The 15941-nt window shown below is 67.4% G+C and carries 12 protein-coding genes; 1 reads left to right on the top strand and 11 read right to left on the bottom strand.

Translation table 11 applies throughout. The features are described 5' to 3' along the window. Positions 1-77: 77 nt before the first annotated feature. A complete protein-coding gene (rpoB, locus tag H4W30_RS42365) occupies positions 78-3578 on the bottom strand; it encodes a DNA-directed RNA polymerase subunit beta (protein ID WP_192747819.1) in 3501 nt (1166 codons plus the stop codon). Between the two features lie 646 nt (positions 3579-4224). Between rpoB and H4W30_RS42360 the strand changes: the two genes are divergently transcribed. Then, positions 4225-5403 carry a hypothetical protein gene (locus H4W30_RS42360; protein ID WP_318780774.1) on the top strand — a complete coding sequence of 393 codons (1179 nt, stop codon included), beginning with the start codon at positions 4225-4227 and terminating at the stop codon, positions 5401-5403. A gap of 141 nt (positions 5404-5544) precedes the next feature. On the opposite strand, the gene H4W30_RS42355 is transcribed toward H4W30_RS42360, so the two are convergent. The 10 genes from H4W30_RS42355 to H4W30_RS42310 all read right to left on the bottom strand — a co-directional run bounded on the left by H4W30_RS42355 (position 5545) and on the right by H4W30_RS42310 (position 15903). After that, a complete protein-coding gene (locus tag H4W30_RS42355) occupies positions 5545-6516 on the bottom strand; it encodes a hypothetical protein (protein WP_192748026.1) in 972 nt (323 codons plus the stop codon). A gap of 84 nt (positions 6517-6600) precedes the next feature. Then, positions 6601-7122 carry a hypothetical protein gene (locus tag H4W30_RS42350; protein WP_126733334.1) on the bottom strand — a complete coding sequence of 174 codons (522 nt, stop codon included), beginning with the start codon at positions 7120-7122 and terminating at the stop codon, positions 6601-6603. A gap of 31 nt (positions 7123-7153) precedes the next feature. Then, entirely contained in the window at positions 7154-8419 is a 1266-nt protein-coding gene (locus H4W30_RS42345; RefSeq protein WP_192747818.1) for an MCE family protein, read from the bottom strand. Further along, on the bottom strand, positions 8419-9618 hold the full coding sequence (locus H4W30_RS42340) for an MCE family protein (RefSeq protein ID WP_192747817.1): 1200 nt from the start codon (positions 9616-9618) through the stop codon (positions 8419-8421). The genes H4W30_RS42345 and H4W30_RS42340 overlap by 1 nt, the downstream gene beginning before the upstream one ends. Next, on the bottom strand, positions 9618-10796 hold the full coding sequence (locus tag H4W30_RS42335) for an MCE family protein (RefSeq protein ID WP_192747816.1): 1179 nt from the start codon (positions 10794-10796) through the stop codon (positions 9618-9620). Before H4W30_RS42335 ends, H4W30_RS42340 begins: the two co-directional genes overlap by 1 nt. Next, positions 10793-11779 carry an MCE family protein gene (locus H4W30_RS42330; protein WP_192747815.1) on the bottom strand — a complete coding sequence of 329 codons (987 nt, stop codon included), beginning with the start codon at positions 11777-11779 and terminating at the stop codon, positions 10793-10795. The genes H4W30_RS42335 and H4W30_RS42330 overlap by 4 nt, the downstream gene beginning before the upstream one ends. Next, positions 11776-12807, bottom strand: a complete 1032-nt coding sequence (locus H4W30_RS42325) for an MCE family protein (protein ID WP_126733329.1) — start codon at positions 12805-12807, stop codon at positions 11776-11778. Before H4W30_RS42325 ends, H4W30_RS42330 begins: the two co-directional genes overlap by 4 nt. Before the next feature lie 169 nt (positions 12808-12976). After that, on the bottom strand, positions 12977-14314 hold the full coding sequence (locus H4W30_RS42320; RefSeq protein ID WP_192747814.1) for an MCE family protein: 1338 nt from the start codon (positions 14312-14314) through the stop codon (positions 12977-12979). Then, positions 14311-15147, bottom strand: a complete 837-nt coding sequence (locus H4W30_RS42315; protein ID WP_005152080.1) for an MlaE family ABC transporter permease — start codon at positions 15145-15147, stop codon at positions 14311-14313. The genes H4W30_RS42320 and H4W30_RS42315 overlap by 4 nt, the downstream gene beginning before the upstream one ends. A gap of 3 nt (positions 15148-15150) precedes the next feature. Beyond that, on the bottom strand, positions 15151-15903 hold the full coding sequence (locus H4W30_RS42310; protein ID WP_020633292.1) for an MlaE family ABC transporter permease: 753 nt from the start codon (positions 15901-15903) through the stop codon (positions 15151-15153). Positions 15904-15941 lie beyond the last annotated feature (38 nt).

The following is a 15941-nucleotide window of genomic DNA, read 5'->3' as shown; positions in this document are numbered from 1 at the left end:
ATCCCCTTGGGGTTGATGCGACTAGAGGAGTTGGCGAGCGGAGGCGGGAGCCTGGCGGGCTCCCGCCTCATCGCGGGTCAGTGCACGACGTCGTCCACCGAGGGCGACTCGTTGCGGGACAGGTTGATGCCGAGGTTGGCCGCGGCACGCTCGAGGTCCTCGTCGTCGGAGTCGCGCATCTCGATCGCGGCGCCGTCGCTGGACAGCACCTCGACGTTGAGGCAGAGCGACTGGAGCTCCTTCAGGAGCACCTTGAACGACTCGGGGATACCCGGCTCGGGGATGTTCTCCCCCTTGACGATGGCCTCGTACACCTTGACGCGGCCGACCACGTCGTCCGACTTGATCGTCAGGAGCTCCTGCAGGGTGTATGCGGCGCCGTACGCCTGCATCGCCCAGCACTCCATCTCGCCGAACCGCTGGCCACCGAACTGCGCCTTACCACCCAGCGGCTGCTGCGTGATCATCGAGTACGGACCGGTGGACCGGGCGTGGATCTTGTCGTCGACCAGGTGGTGCAGCTTCAGGATGTACATGTAGCCGACCGAGACCGGGTACGGGAACGGCTCGCCGGAGCGGCCGTCCAGCAGCGTGGCCTTGCCGTTCTGCTTGACCATGCGCTCGCCGTCGCGGTTCGGCTTGGTCGCGCCGAGCAGCCCGGTGAGCTCCTCTTCCTTCGCGCCGTCGAACACCGGGGTGGCGGTGTTCGTGCCGGGGTCGACGTCGTAGAGCTCCTCGTTGAGGTTCTTCGCCCACTCCGGGTTGCCCTCGATCTTCCACCCCTGCGACGCCAGCCAGCCCAGGTGAAGCTCCAGGACCTGGCCGATGTTCATACGACGCGGGACACCGTGGGTGTTCAGGATGATGTCGACGGGCGTGCCGTCCTCCATGAACGGCATGTCCTCGGCGGGGAGGATCTTGCCGATGACACCCTTGTTCCCGTGGCGGCCGGCGAGCTTGTCGCCCGGCTGGATCTTCCGCTTCTGGGCCACGTAGACGCGGACCAGTTCGTTGACGCCCGGGGGCAGCTCGTCGTCGTCCTCGCGGGAGAACACGCGGATGCCGATGACCTTGCCGGTCTCGCCGTGCGGCACCTTCAGCGAGGTGTCGCGGACCTCGCGGGCCTTCTCGCCGAAGATCGCGCGGAGCAGGCGCTCCTCCGGGGTCAGCTCGGTCTCACCCTTGGGCGTGACCTTGCCGACCAGGATGTCGCCGTCGCGGACCTCGGCACCGATGCGGATGATGCCGCGCTCGTCGAGGTCGGCGAGGACCTCCTCGGAGACGTTCGGGATGTCCCGGGTGATCTCCTCGGCGCCCAGCTTGGTGTCGCGGGCGTCGATCTCGTGCTCCTCGATGTGGATCGACGTGAGCACGTCGTCCTGCACCAGGCGCTCGGAGAGGATGATCGCGTCCTCGTAGTTGTGGCCCTCCCACGGCATGACCGCGACGAGCAGGTTCTTGCCGAGCGCCATCTCACCGTTCTCGGTGGACGGGCCGTCGGCGATGACCTGACCCTGCTCGACCCGGTCGCCCTCGTTGACGATCGGGCGGTGGTTGAAGCAGGTGCCGTGGTTCGAGCGACGGAACTTGTACAGTCCGTAGCTCTTCCGCGTGCCGTCGTCGTGCATGATCGTGATCAGGTCGGCCGAGAGCTCCTCGACCACACCGGCCTGCTCGGCGACGAGCACGTCACCGGCGTCCACCGCGGCACGCAGCTCCACGCCGGTGCCGACCAGCGGGGCCGAGTTGCGCAGCAGCGGAACGGCCTGACGCTGCATGTTCGCGCCCATGAGCGCGCGGTTCGCGTCGTCGTGCTCGAGGAACGGGATCATCGCCGTCGCGACCGAGACCATCTGCCGCGGCGAGACGTCCATGTAGTCCACGTCCAGCGGGTCGATCAGCTCGACCTCGCCGCCCTTCTTACGGACCAGGACGCGGTCTTCGACGAAGGTGCCGTCGTCCGAGATCGGCGCGTTCGCCTGCGCCTTCACGTAGCGGTCTTCCTCGTCCGCGGTGAGGTAGTCGACCTGGTCGGTGACGCGGCCCTCGACGACCTTGCGGTACGGGGTCTCGATGAAACCGAACGGGTTGACCCGCGCGTACGAGCAGAGCGAACCGATCAGGCCGATGTTCGGGCCTTCCGGCGTCTCGATCGGGCACATGCGGCCGTAGTGCGACGGGTGGACGTCACGGACCTCCATGCCGGCGCGCTCACGCGACAGACCACCCGGGCCGAGGGCGGACAGACGACGCTTGTGCGTCAGCCCCGACAGCGGGTTGTTCTGGTCCATGAACTGCGACAACTGCGAAGTACCGAAGAACTCCTTGATCGCCGCCACGACGGGACGGATGTTGATCAGGGTCTGCGGGGTGATCGCCTCGACGTCCTGGGTGGTCATCCGCTCGCGGACGACGCGCTCCATCCGGGACAGACCCACGCGGATCTGGTTCTGGATGAGCTCGCCGACGGTGCGGAGACGACGGTTGCCGAAGTGGTCGATGTCGTCGGTCTCGACCGGGATGACCTGGTCGCCGACGGTCGCCTTGTCCTCGCCCGCGTGCAGGCGGACCAGGTACTCGATCGTCGAGACGATGTCCTCTTCGGTCAGCGTCCCGGTGTCGTACGGCGTGGTCAGGCCGAGCTTCTTGTTCAGCTTGTACCGGCCGACCTTGGCCAGGTCGTAGCGCTTCGGCTTGAAGAACAGGTTCTCCAGCAGCGTCTGCGCGCTCTCCTTCGTGGGGGGTTCGCCCGGACGCAGCTTGCGGTAGATGTCGAGGAGCGCCTCGTCGGTGCCCGCGGTGTGGTCCTTCTCGAGGGTGGCGAGCAGCGTCTCGGAGAAGGAGAAGCGCTCGCGGATCGCCTCGGTGGTCCAGCCGAGCGCCTTCAGCAGCACGGTGACCGGCTGGCGGCGCTTGCGGTCGATGCGGACGCCGACGGTGTCGCGCTTGTCGACGTCGAACTCCAGCCAGGCACCCCGGCTCGGGATGACGCGGACGTTGAAGACGTCCTTGTCGGTGGTCTTGTCGACGCTGGTGTCGAAGTACACACCCGGCGAACGGACCAGCTGGGACACGACGACACGCTCGGTGCCGTTGATGACGAAGGTGCCCTTGTCGGTCATCACCGGGAAGTCACCCATGAAGACCGTCTGGCTCTTGATCTCGCCGGTGTTGTTGTTCACGAACTCGGCGGTCACGAACAGCGGGGCCGCGTACGTCATGTCCTTGTCCTTGCACTCCTCGACGGAGGCCTTGACCTCGTCGAAGCGCGGGTCGGAGAAGGACAGCGACATGGATCCGGAGAAGTCTTCGATCGGCGAGATCTCGTTGAGGACCTCTTCCAGGCCACCGACCGGGTTTTCTTCACCTTCTTCGACGCGGCGTTCGAACCACGCCTCGTCGCCGGTGAACCATTCAAAGGACCTGATCTGCACGTCGAGCAGGTTCGGGGTGCTGAGCGGCTCGCGAATCTTTGCGAAGGAGACCCGCTTGGGGGCTCCCGGGATTCCCGTGGACTCCGAGCGAGATACAGCCGAGGTGGTCGCAGCAGTGGCCTGGTTCGCGGGAGAGACTGCCAAGATGCGTCCTTCCGGGGACAATGAGCGGTGAGCAGCCGCGTCAGCAACAGCTGATGCGATCTGTCAAGGGTGCCGTGTGCCCACTATCCTAACTACCGGCTCCGGGCAGCCTGAAAGAGGGCAGCGCAAAGAAGCAGTCTAGCCCGAACGTCGCGGTCTGTCCAGGGGGCGCTCCAGATGGGGCCCAGCCTGCATCGCGACGTCTTCAGGTATGCCTCTCCTCGGCCTTCCCGGACCGTCCCTCCCGCAAGGGCACCGCCGGTTCTCACCGTTGCCAGTAAGCGTGACCCCACAGGGGCTCTGAGTCAAGATGCCGCGCGGTGGTCCCGCCGGTTGGCGCAGCGTGGAAGTAACCCCGCGCGGGGTGCCTCACAGGACGATCATCCTGGTTACCGCCCGGTACCCGCAGGTGACGGCGCCGGCGCGCCGACCTGCGTTTAGCGGGCTAATCGCGATCCGGCCGGTGGGGCTTCCCGGACGGTCACCGGGTCGGGCCAGGCTCGCGACCGGGCGCTTCGGATGAACTCCGCCCGCGTGACCGTTGTGACCGGTGGGTCGTCTGGTGCGGCGCACAGGCAGGGCGGCGCACCTGCGTTTAGCGGGCTAATCGCGACGCGCGCCGGGCGGACGCTGCCAGACTGGGGGCGTGAGCGAAACGTGGGAGCAGGACGCCGGTTCCGAGATGCCCCCGGTCCTCTTACGGCCGGAAGCCGAGCTGCGGAAGGCCGCGGAGCGGAGCCCCCTCCTCGACGAGGTCCGCGGCTACGTCGCCGGGTCGGACGCCGGCGATCCGCTGATCGCCCGGTGGGCGGAGGTGTCCGGGCTGGTCCGCGTCGTCGACGGCGAGCACGTGCCCGTCGAGGAGAACGCGACGCTCGCCGATGACGCTCTCCGGCTCTGGGAGCGGCTATATTCGACGATCGGCGAGGCTGAGCCTCTGCCCTTCGGACTGGTCGACACGATCACACTCACGCTCTACCGGTCGGGTCAGGTCACTGTGCCGGTCGAGCTCCTTTTCGAAGCCATCGAGCTCGGGCAGGCGCCGGACGAATCGACGCGGTACGCGACCAGCGTCGCGCTGGACCTGTTGGAACGGCTCGGCGCGCTCGAGAAGCGCACCGCGGACCCGGCCGGGCTCGCGCTGATCGCCGAGATCGCCGGGAAACCCGATCCCTCCCCTTACGTCCTCAGCCTCACCCCGATCGCCGTCTGGGCGATCAACAGGGCGCTCCGCGAGGCCGGAATGGACGCACCGGTCATCGGTGAGGCGGCGGAGAAGAGTCTCGGCGAGCTGAGCCCACGCCTCGCCGAGTCCGCGCCGGAGATCATCGACGCGGAGCTGAAGGCCTGGACCCGGCACCGGTCGCCCTCCGACGCGGCAGCAGAGGCGAGTGAGTTCCTCCGCACGGCACGGCTTCCCGAAGAACGACTGTTTGCCTTGATCGCGCTCGGGGAAACCGGGGAGATCGGCCTCGAGACCGCTGCGGGAATCCGAGCCGAAGGCGGTCTGGCCGGCGCGGCCGCCGCGATGTGGCTGTCCGAACGTGGCGCGGTCGACCGGGAAACGATCACTCGCGATGAGGTCACCCTCGGGATGGCCGACCACTACGCGGCGATGAACGCGCTCGGCGCGTTCGTCCATCAGCTCGCCGACATGGACGACGGCTTCGACGTCGTGGACCTGCTGACGTCCTCCGGCCATCCGGACCGGCTCGAACTCCTGAGCGTCGTCGGCGCGAGCCATCCGGACCGGAAGATGGCCAAGAAGGCGCGCACGGCGAGTTTCAAGCTCCGGTCGAGCGGCGCGCGGACGCGTCACGATTAGCCCGCTAAACGCAGGTCGGGGGCGGGAGTGCCGGAAAGCCGCGAGAGGGCGCACGCCGCGGCCCCAGATCGCGATTAGGGGGCTAAACGCAGGTCGGCGCCCGGATCGCGTTTAGCGGGCTAAACGCGATCCGGGGGTGGGTCACTTCGAGGGGGCCGGGGAAGCGGGGGGTGAGGCGGGAGCCGAGGAAGCGGCCGGGTTGGGCGGAGCGGCGTAGGTGTTCATCGCCGTGATCTTCCACTTGTCCCCCTGCAGCTCCGCATTCAAGTGCAGCTGCGCGCTCCCGGCGGTCGTCTTGTTCGTGTCGGCCCGCGTCGAGCTCTGGTCGACGAACACCATCACGTCGGCCCGGTCGCCTTCCAGCCGGATGACAGCACTGCGGGTGACCTTGCACGTCACGACCATCTTCTGCTGCGGGGCCAGCCGTTTGACCTCGCCCATCAGCAGGTTGTACTTCGCCCGCACCTCGTCGTTGACCAGCAGATCGGCCGCCGCGGACTCGGTCTTCGCGATGTTGTTGTAGTCGTACGAGAACAGCGCCTCGGTCGCCTTCGCGACCTGGTCCTTGACCTGCGCGGTCTTCGCGACGTCCAGCAGCGCGGTGTTGTTCGTCGAGCTGGACACCTCGTCGGCCTGGATCTTGAACAGCACCGCGGTCGCGGCCAGCAGCAGTCCGACGACGACCAGCGCGCCCGCCAGGATCAGCTGCCGGGAGCCCGGCTTCTTCTCGGGCTCCGAAGAGTCAGACTCGTCGGAAGCGACCTCGGCTTCGGCCTCTTCGAGGTCGTCAGGCTTCTCTTCGGCGGCCGCACGGGCCTTCGCACGCGGGCTCGGCTTCTCGACGGGCTCTTCGGCGACCGAGGGCTCTTCAGGAGCCTCGACAGCGGCCACCTCAGGCTCAGCGACCTCAGCAACCTCAACGGCCTCAGGCTCGGGTTCAGGCGAAGGCGCAGGACGCGGAGCAGGCCGCGGCGACGGACGGCGGACCGGCTTCGGCGTTTCGTCGACCTTCGAGACCTCGGAGACCTCCGAGACCTTCGAGACCTCCGAGGTGGACACCTCGGGGGAAGAAGCGGGAGCAGGAGACGCACCGGGCCGTCGCAGGCCGGCCACCCGGGGGCGGCGCACCGGCGGAGTGCTGCGAGGGGGCTGGCGACGGGAGGGGGGCACTACGTGGCTCCGTTCTAGGTGACGCTCTTACTGACCGGCCGCGACGAGGGGCACGTTGTCGATCCCGGACAGCTTCCACTCATCGCCCACCCGGGTCATCGAGACCTCCAGGCGCAACGCCTTCGAGCTCGCCTTGTCGCCCTGGGTGACCTGGGTGGAGATGGCGGCGAGGAAGCTCGCCTTGCCCTCGTGGTCGTCGAGTTCTTCGACCGCGATGTCCTGGATGGTGGTCACGACCTTGGTCTTCGCGTCGCCGAGCGCCTTGCGATAGGTCGGCTCCAGCTGGGCCAGCTGCTGGCTCATCTTGTCGTCGGAGACGGCCTTCTGCTTGGCGAAGAACTCGTCGAGTTTCTCGAAGTCGACCTCGGTGTAGGCCTTGATCGCGGTGCCGCCCGCCTTGGCCACCTCGTCCCGCGAGCGCGCCAGGTCGGCGTTGTCGTCGGACGCGGCCACGGCCCACATGACACCGAAGATCGCCGCGGCGACGAAGGCGGCGAGCGCGAACGCCGCCGCCCCGAGGACCAGGGTCCGCGATCGGGAAGAACTCATGACACTCCAGGTTAGATATACGGTCTCGGCGTCAGCCGGGCAGGCCCAGCAGCGTGCCGAGGGTGGGCAGGCTGACCCCGGGGCTCTGCAGGACGCTCGGCATGCCCTGTGCCGCGCGCAGGCTGGCCAGTTCCTCGGCCGAGCGGCCGGCATTCGCCGCGACTTCGCCTTCCGACGGGATCTGCGGGACCCCGTTGTAGGGCGCGTTCTGCGAACCGCGCACGTTGATCGGGCTGCCCTTCGGCTCGGCGCAGTACGCGTCGTCCTTCGGCGCGCGAGGCGTCGTGTCGGTGCCTTCGCGGTACTTGTCCAGGCCCATGTAGCCCTTGGTGCACGACGGCGGGTTGAACAGGTTGAGCGCGAGCCCAAGGTGCGCGGTGCCGTCGTTGGCGACGGTGTTGGCGCCGGCCGCGAGCATCGGGTAGGTCACGAGGCCCTGTTCGAGCCCGTCGAGCCGGGTCACCAGCAGGTTCGACGTGGTGAGCAGGTTCGCCGTCAGCGCGCCCAGCCCCGGCCCGGATTCGGCGAGCACCGAGCTGATCTGGTTCGCCACCTGCGGGGTGATCCCGATCAGCTTCCGGATGTCGGCGTCGGAGTTCTTCAGGGTGCCGGAGAGCTTGTTGAGGTCCGCGCTGAACGACTTCATCGAGCTCGCCATGTCGTTCTGCGTTTCGAGGACCTGTCCGCCCTTTTCCAGCAGCTGGACGGTCTGCGGCAGGTATTCCTGCGCGGTCGCGGTGAAGCTCCGCGCGGTGTCGAGCAGCCGCTGCAGGTCCGGGCCGGTGCCGTTGAAGGCGTTGTACGACTCGTCGACGACCTTGCGCAGGGAGTCGGTCGGCACCGAGGCCGCGAGGCTGTCGAGGTCGCCGATGAGCTGTTCGGTGGGCACGGGCGTCTTGACCTTGTCGGCCGGGATGACCGAGCCCGAGTTCAGGAACGGTCCCTTGTCGCTCTTGGGCTTCAGGTCGACGAACTGCTCGCCGACCGCCGACCGGTTCGCGACGACGGCGTCGAGGTCGGCGGGCACCTGCGGGGCGTCCGGCGAGATGTTGAGGTCGGCCTCCAGCCCGGTCTTGGTCAGGCGCAGCTCGCCGACGCGGCCGATGTTGAAGCCCCGGTACGTGACCTCGGCGTTCTGGAAGATGCCGCCCGACTGCTTGAGCTGCAGTTTCACCGTGTAGCCCTCGTCGCCGAAGACCTGGCCGAGGCCGGCGAACCGGATCAGCGCGTACACGATGGCGACCACGGAGATGATCGCGAACGCGACCAGCTGGATCTTCGTCCTACGGACCAGCATCAGCCGGCACCTCCCGACAGCACGCCGAAGATACCGGCGGGTCCGGTCTGTTGCGGCTGTCCGCCGCCCTGCGGCGCGCCCACCTGGCTACCGGCGACACCACCGACGCTGTCCGGGATCGGCAGCGGCGGGTTCGCGCCCGGCCCCTCGGTGCCCCCGGTCAGACCCGGCACCGGGATGACGTCCTTGAGCGGGTTCTCGCGGCTGCGGCCGAGGTTCTTGAGGATCTCGTTCAGGTTCAGGTCGATCTTCGCGAACAGGTTGAAGTAGTCGCCCTTGACGCCGTCGTAGGCGGCGTCGCTGAACGGGAAGGTCAGCAGGATCTCCAGCGCCTTCGGCAGATCCGAGCCCGCCTCGCCGAGCTTCTGCAGCGTCGGCTGCAGCGCCTTGAGGTCGGCGACGAGGTCTTCCTTGCTCTTGTTCACCGTGTCGACGGCGACCCCGGAGAGGTGGTTGAGCGCGTTCAGCATGGTCACCAGCTGACCGCGCTGCTGCTCCAGCACGCCGAGGCCGGGGCCGAGGTTGTCGACCGCGCCGACCAGCTTGTCCTTCTGGCCGTTCAGGGTGAGCGAGAGCCGGTTCAGCCCGTCGAGCGCCCGCGTGATGTTCGCGGACTGCTTGTCCAGGTTCGTGACCAGCTCGTTGGTGTTGTTCAGCAGCGCCTTGAGCTCCGGCGAGCGGCCGTGGGTGGCGTTGTTGAGCTCCTTGGTGATCGTGTTGAGCTGTTCCACCCCGCCGCCGTTCAGCAGCAGCGAAAGCGCGCCGAGCAATTCTTCGACCTCGACGCTGCGGTTCGTGCGGGCCAGCGGGATCACCGCGTTGTCGGCGAGTTTGCCCTGTCCGTCGGCCGGCGCGGCCAGCTCGACGTACTTCTCACCCAGCAGGCTCGACTGCTTGACGTTCGCGAGTGCGTTCGCCGGCAGCTTCACGTCGCCGTTGACCCGGAGGGTGACTTCGGCGTTCCAGCCGTCCGGGGTCAGCCCGATCGCTTCGACGCGGCCGATGGCGACCTCGTTGACCTTCACCCCGGCCTGCGGGGTCAGGTCGAGCACGTCCCGGAACTGCACCTTGACCGTGTACGGGTGGTCGCCGAGTTCGGCGCCCCCGGGCAGCGGGACGTCGTAGATCCCGCTGAACCCGCAGCCGCTCAACGTCAGCGCGGCGACGGTCCCGGAGGCGATGAGAGCGAGTTTCTTCATCACTTGGCCGCCGTTCCGTAGAGCTGCCCCGCGATCGGGAGCGGCAGCGGCGGCAACTGGCCCGCCTGCGAGGACTGGATCACCTGCGCGATCGACGGCAGCGGCACCAGCCCGTCGACCAGTCCGGCGACCCCCTTGCACGCGTCGCCCAGCGCGTCGAGCGCCTCCGGGGTCTGCTTGAGCAGGTTGCACACCATCACCAGCGGCGGCTGGGTGAGCTCGTTGAGGTTGGCCCGCGCGTCGAGCGTGCCGGACGAGGCGTTGTAGGTGTTGACCAGGTTCCCGAGGCCGACCGGGGCGACGTCGAGGATCTCGGCGAGCGCGCCGCGCTGGTCCACGAGCACCTTGGTCACGCTGGCCAGCTTGTCCACATTGGACTTGAGCCGGTCGCGGTTCTTCTCGATGAACGCCTGCACCGCGGTGAGCGTGTCGGACAGCTGCTTCACCGTGGCCGAAAGGTTCTCCCGCTCCCCCGCGAGGAATCCGCTGACGTCGGCGAGCTGCCGCTCGAAGTCGCGGACCTGCTTGTCGCTGTTCACCAGCGTCTGCGAGAAGGAGCCGAGGTTCTCGACGGTCTTGAACAGGTCGTCCTTGTTACCGGACAACGTGCCCGCGGCCTGGCCGAGCTTCGTGATCGTGTCGTGCAGCGCCTGCCCGTTGCCGTCGAAGTTCTTCGCGGCGGTGTCGAGCAGGTTCGACAGCGAACCGTTCTTGTTGGCGCCGTTGGGCCCGAGCGACTGGCTGACCCGCGAGAGGCTGGCGGCGAGTTCGTCGACTTCCAGCGGGACCTCGGTGCGGTCGAGCCCGATGACGGCGCCGTCGGCGATCCGCGGGCCGCCCTTGTACGCCGGGGCGAGCTGCACGTAGCGGTCGCTGACCAGCGACGGCGACACGATGATCGCCTTCGCGTCGGCGGGCACGGGCACCGAACGGTCGTACTCGAGTTCGACGCGGACCTGGTTGCCCATCGGCTGGATCTTCGTGACCGTGCCCATGTCGACGCCGAGCATCCGGACGCTGTTGCCTTCGTAGAGGCCGACGGTGCCCGCGAAGTAGGCGGTCACGTGGTTGCGGCCCGCGTCCTTGAGCGTCCACCACAGCGCACCGGCGACGACCAGCGCGAGCACGATCGCGATGGTGAAGCCGCGCGCGAGGCTGGAACCGAGACGGGTACTCATTTGTCGTAGCACCCCTTCTCGTTGATCGGGCCGAACGACGGCAGGACCAGTCCGCAGATGTAGTTGTCGAACCAGCGGCCGTTGCCGATCGTGTTCGTGAACACCCGGATGAACGGCGCGAACCGCGCGATGCCCTGGCCGAGGGCGTCCTGGTTGCGCTGGAGCATCGAGGTCAGCTGGTCGAGCTGGGTGAGCACCGGGTCGAGCTGCGCGTCGTTGTCGTCGACCAGGCCCTTGAGCTGGGTGGCGAGGTTGCGCGAGCCGTCCAGCAGCGCGGAGATCGCGTCCTTGCGCTTGGCCACCTCGCCGAGCAGTTTGTTGCCGTCGGCCAGGAGCTTCTGGAACTCGGCGTCGCGGTCGACGAGCGTCTGCGAGACCTGCCGCGTGTTCGCGAGCAGGCTCGACAGCTGCGAGTCACGCTTGGCGATGGTGTCCGAGAGCCGGGAAAGGCCGGTCAGCGCGCCCTTCACGTCGGCCGGGGTGTCCGCGAAGGTCTCCGTGATGACGTCGAAGCTCTTCGCCAGCTGCGTCGTGTCGATGTCGTCGACGGTCTGCGAAAGCCCGCGGAAGGCGTCGAGGACGTCGAACGGCGACATCGTGCGCTCACGCGGGATCGTCGCGCTCGGGTCGAGCGTGCGCTGCCCCTGCGGGTCGAGCGCCAGGTACTTCTGGCCGAGCACGGTCTTGATCTTGATGGCGGCGCTGGTCTTGTCGCCCAGCCAGGCGTCCTTGACCTTGAACGAGATCCGGACCTTGTCGCCGTCGAGCTTGATCTCGGAGACCTTGCCGACCTTCACGCCGGCGACGCGGACGTCGTTGTCCTCCTGCAGGCCGGAAGCCTCGCTGAAGTCGGCCGAGTACGTCGTGCCGCCGCCGATGACCGGCAGGTCGTCGGAGTTGAGCGCGGCGATGAAACCGAGCAGCAGCACCGAGATGCCGACCAGCGCGATCGGGATCGGATTGCGTTTCTGGAACGACTTCATGCCGTGCACCTCGCCCGGTTCACCGGCAGCAGCGGCAGGTTGATCGGCTCGTTGATCAGCGGAGGCAGGGCGACGGCTCCCGTCATCTCACAGGCGAAGAAGTTGAACCAGGAGCCATAGTCGGCGGTGCGGGTCAGCGCCGTCACCTTCTGCGGCAGGAACTGGATGAAATGCTCGACGATCGGCTGGCTGTCGTTGAGGTTCTTCGACAGCGTGCCGAGCGCGGCGATGTCCTGCTTGAGCGGCTCGCGGGCCTCACCGAGCAGACCGGAGGTCGTCTGGGCGAGAGTGCCGAGCGATTCGATGGCGTCGCCGATCGGCTCGCGGTCCGCGGCCAGCCCGGAGACCAGCTGCTGCAGCTTGACGATCAGGTCGTTGAGCTGCGGGGTGTGTGCGTTGACCGTGTCGAGTACCGAGTTCAGGTTGTCGATGACCTCGCCGATCACCTTGTCCTTGTCGGCGATCGTGGTGGCCAGCGACGCGGTGTGCTTCAACAGGCTTTCGACCGTGCCGCCCTCGCCCTGCAGGACCTGGATGACCTCGTAGGACAGCTTGTTGATGTCGTCCGGGTTGAGCGCGGTGAACAGCGGCTTGAACCCGTTGAACAGCTGCGTCAGGTCGAGCGCGGGCGTGGTCCGCTCCAGCGGGATGTTCCCGCCGGGCTCCAGCGTCTTGCCGGAGCTGTCGGTGCCCTGCCCGAGCGAGAGGTAGCGCTGGCCGACCAGGTTCCGGAACTTGATCTGCGCGGTCACCCCGGCGGGCAGCTTGCGGCCGGCGTCCACTTCGAACTCGATCTCGGCCTGGCGCCGGTCGACGATGCGGACCTCCTTGACCTGCCCGACCCGGACGCCGGCGATGCGGACGTCGTCGTTGGGCAGCACGAGGGTCGCGTCACTGAACCGTGCCTTGTAGGCGTTGGTGCTGGTGGTGTTCACGTTGGCGATGCTGATCCCGAGGATCGTCGTGAACAGCACGGTGACGACGATGAAGGCGCCGAGTTTGATCAGCGGAGCGAGCAGACCCCTCATGCCTTCCCCCCGTCCGCGCGCGATCGCGATCGCGTAGCCAGGCCGCGACTACCAGCCATGACAGGCGGTCGTGCGGCGAAGGCGGCCCGCCTCCGCGATAGCGAGGCCTTCGGCCGGAGCACGCGCGCCTCGATCACCTTCGCGCGCAGGGGCGCAACTACCGTTCCAGTCACTGGACGTGCACCTCCGCTCCCCGATAGAGCGGACCGACGAGCAGCGAGCCCCAGCCGGGCATGTCCGTGGCGGCCATGCCGACCTGCGGAGCGACCAGCTGCGCGAGGAAGTCCGATTCGGACGCGCTGTACGACGGGCTACCGCCGGGCGCTCCCCCGCCGTTGTAACCGCCGACGTTCGCGAAACCGTTCGAGGGCGAAAGACCGTCGTTCGCCGAGCGCGCCGGCGGTTTGACCGTGCTGCCGTCCTTGATCGGACCGTCCGGCGGGTACTGCGGGAACGGGTCCGGGAACTGCTTCAGGTCGTAGCAGCGCGGGCCGCGTTTGTCCTCGAACCGCGGCTCGTCCTTGCCGGGCAGGTACGGCCCGCGGTTGACGGTGACCTCGATGGTCGCGTGCAGACCGGGCCGGTCGGTGCCCTTGCCGAGGGCCTTGTCGATCTTCGGCAGGTTGTCCGCCATCTGCCCGATGACACAGGGATACGACGGCGAGTACTTCGCCAGCAGCTCCGCCGTCGGGCGGGCCGTGTCGGCGAGCCGGATCAGGTTGTCCGCGTTGTTCCGCAGGAACGTCTGGAGATCGACCGAAGCCTGGGTGACGCTGCCGTACAGGTTCGCCAGGTTCAGCTGCTGGTCCACCACGGTGCGGGTGGTGGTGCTCAGGTTGTCCAAGGTCTGCACCAGGTCCGGGGCGACAGCGTTGAGATTGTCCGAGAACTTCGCGAGCTCTTTGAGGTTCTGCTGGAGCTTGGGCTCGTGCGGGTTCAGTTCCCCGACGTAGTTGCCGAGCTGCGCGAGCGTGTCGCCGAGCTGGTCGCCGCGGCCGTTGAGCGCGGTCGAGATCGCCGAAAGCGTGCTCGACAGCTTCTGCGGCTGGACGGCCTGCAGGACCGGCATCAGATGAGCGAAGGCCTGCTCCAGCTCGACAGCGCCGGAAGTGCGGTCCTGGGTGATCACGTCGCCCTCGGCGATCGTCTTCTCCGAAGGCACGTCCGGGATCTCGAGGGAAACGAAACGCTCACCGAACAACGTCTTCGGCAGGAATCGCGCGGAAACGTTCTGGGGGATCAGTTTCGCCGACTCCGGGTTCAGCGCGAGCGTGAGTTCGGCGCCGTCCGGGGTCGCGTTGATCTCCTTGACCGAGCCGACGATGAGCCCGCGGACCTTCACGTCGGACTGCTTCAGCAACTGGTTCCCGATGTTGCCCGACTGGAGCTTCACGCTGACGACGGGCGTGAACGCCCGTTGGTACAGCGCGATGCTCAGCGCCACCCCGCCGATGAGCACGGCGACCAGAAGCAGGCCGAGCAGCCTGCGCCGGATTGTCGCAATCATCCTGCGATCCTCACCGTGACGTCGGTTCCCCAGATCGCGAAACCGATGAAGAAGTTCATGATGGACACCGTGACGATGCTCAGCCGGACCGCCTTACCGACGGCCACGCCGACACCGGCGGGGCCACCGGAGGCCCGGTAACCGAAATAACAATGCGACAGGATGATCAAGACGCTGAACAACAGCACCTTGATGAACGAATACAACACATCCTGTGGTGGTAGGAACAGGTCGAAGTAATGGTCGTAGGTACCCGCTGACTGGTTGTAGATGTAGATAACGACCAACCGGGACGCGAGATACGAACTCAGCAGGCCGATGACGTACAGCGGGATGACCGCGACGAAACCGGCGATGATCCGCGTGGTCACCAGGTACGGCAGGCTGGGCACGCCCATGACTTCGAGCGCGTCGATCTCCTCGGAGATCCGCATCGCGCCCAGCTGGGCGGTGAACCCGGCGCCGACGGTCGCCGAAAGCGCGAGACCGGCGACCAGCGGGGCGATCTCACGGGTGTTGAAGAACGCGGTCAGGAAGCCGGTGAAGGCCGACGTGCCGATCGAGTTCAGCGCCGAGTAACCCTGAAGACCGACGAGGACACCGGTGAACAGCGTCAGGCCGACCATCACGCCGACCGTGCCGCCGATGACGGCGAGCGAGCCGGAACCGAAGCTCACCTCGGCGAGCAGCCGCAGGACCTCTTTGGTGTAGCGGCGCAACGTCCGCGGCGTCCACAGCAACGCGCGGCCGTAGAACGACATCTGGTCACCGAGGTTGTCCAGTGTCTGCAGTGGACGATTGGCGACCCGCTTGGCGCCCTGGAGGAAGGTCATGCGTCAGTCCAGCTTTCCGGGCACGATCTGCAGGTAGATCAGCGTGATCACGAAGTTCACCACGAACAGCATGAGGAACGTGATGACGACCGACTGGTTCACCGCGTCCCCGACGCCCTTCGGGCCACCGGACGGGTTCAGTCCCCGGTAAGAGGCGACGACCGCGGCGATGAAGCCGAAGATCAGCGCCTTCAGCTCGCCGACCCAGAGGTCCGGCAGCTGGGCCAGCGCGGAGAAACTCGCCAGGTACGCGCCCGGCGTCCCGCCCTGGAGGACGACGTTGAAGAAGTACCCGCCGAGCACGCCGATGACGCTGACCATGCCGTTCAGCAGGAGCGCCACCAGCATCATCGCGAGCACGCGCGGCACGATCAGCCGCTGCACCGCGGAGACGCCGAGCACCTCCATGGCGTCGATCTCTTCGCGGATCGTCCGCGCGCCGATGTCCGCGCAGACCGCGCTACCGCCTGCGCCGGCGACCAGCAGCGCCGTGACCAGCGGACTGGCCTGCTGCACGGTGGCCAGCACCGACCCGGCGCCCGTGTAGGACTGGGCGCCGAGCTGGCGGGCGAGCGAACCGAACTGCAGCGAGATGACCGCGCCGAACGGGATCGCGACGAGCGCCGTCGGCAGGATCGTGACGCTCGCGATGAACCAGGCCTGCTGGATGAACTCCCGCAGCTGGAACGGGCGCTGGAAAATGCCACGAACGATGTCGAGGCCGAGAGCGAACAGGTTCCCGGTCTCGCGCAACATGCCGATACCGGGAATCTTCGCCGATGAAGCGGAAGAGC

The organism is Amycolatopsis roodepoortensis, assembly GCF_014873915.1.
GTDB lineage: Bacteria > Actinomycetota > Actinomycetes > Mycobacteriales > Pseudonocardiaceae > Amycolatopsis > Amycolatopsis roodepoortensis.
Note: the sequence above shows the minus strand (reverse complement) of the source record. Positions and strands in the feature narration are given on the sequence as shown.

Bases quoted from the DNA above. Each gene is read 5' to 3' on its own strand.
- H4W30_RS42325 (WP_126733329.1), bottom strand. From the start codon at position 12,807: ATGAGGGGTCTGCTCGCTCCGCTGATCAAACTCGGCGCCTTCATCGTC.
- H4W30_RS42310 (WP_020633292.1), bottom strand. From the start codon at position 15,903: ATGTTGCGCGAGACCGGGAACCTGTTCGCTCTCGGCCTCGACATCGTT.
- H4W30_RS42335 (WP_192747816.1), bottom strand. From the start codon at position 10,796: ATGAGTACCCGTCTCGGTTCCAGCCTCGCGCGCGGCTTCACCATCGCG.
- H4W30_RS42330 (WP_192747815.1), bottom strand. From the start codon at position 11,779: ATGAAGTCGTTCCAGAAACGCAATCCGATCCCGATCGCGCTGGTCGGC.
- H4W30_RS42340 (WP_192747817.1), bottom strand. From the start codon at position 9,618: ATGAAGAAACTCGCTCTCATCGCCTCCGGGACCGTCGCCGCGCTGACG.
- H4W30_RS42345 (WP_192747818.1), bottom strand. From the start codon at position 8,419: ATGCTGGTCCGTAGGACGAAGATCCAGCTGGTCGCGTTCGCGATCATC.
- H4W30_RS42350 (WP_126733334.1), bottom strand. From the start codon at position 7,122: ATGAGTTCTTCCCGATCGCGGACCCTGGTCCTCGGGGCGGCGGCGTTC.
- H4W30_RS42315 (WP_005152080.1), bottom strand. From the start codon at position 15,147: ATGACCTTCCTCCAGGGCGCCAAGCGGGTCGCCAATCGTCCACTGCAG.
- H4W30_RS42320 (WP_192747814.1), bottom strand. From the start codon at position 14,314: ATGATTGCGACAATCCGGCGCAGGCTGCTCGGCCTGCTTCTGGTCGCC.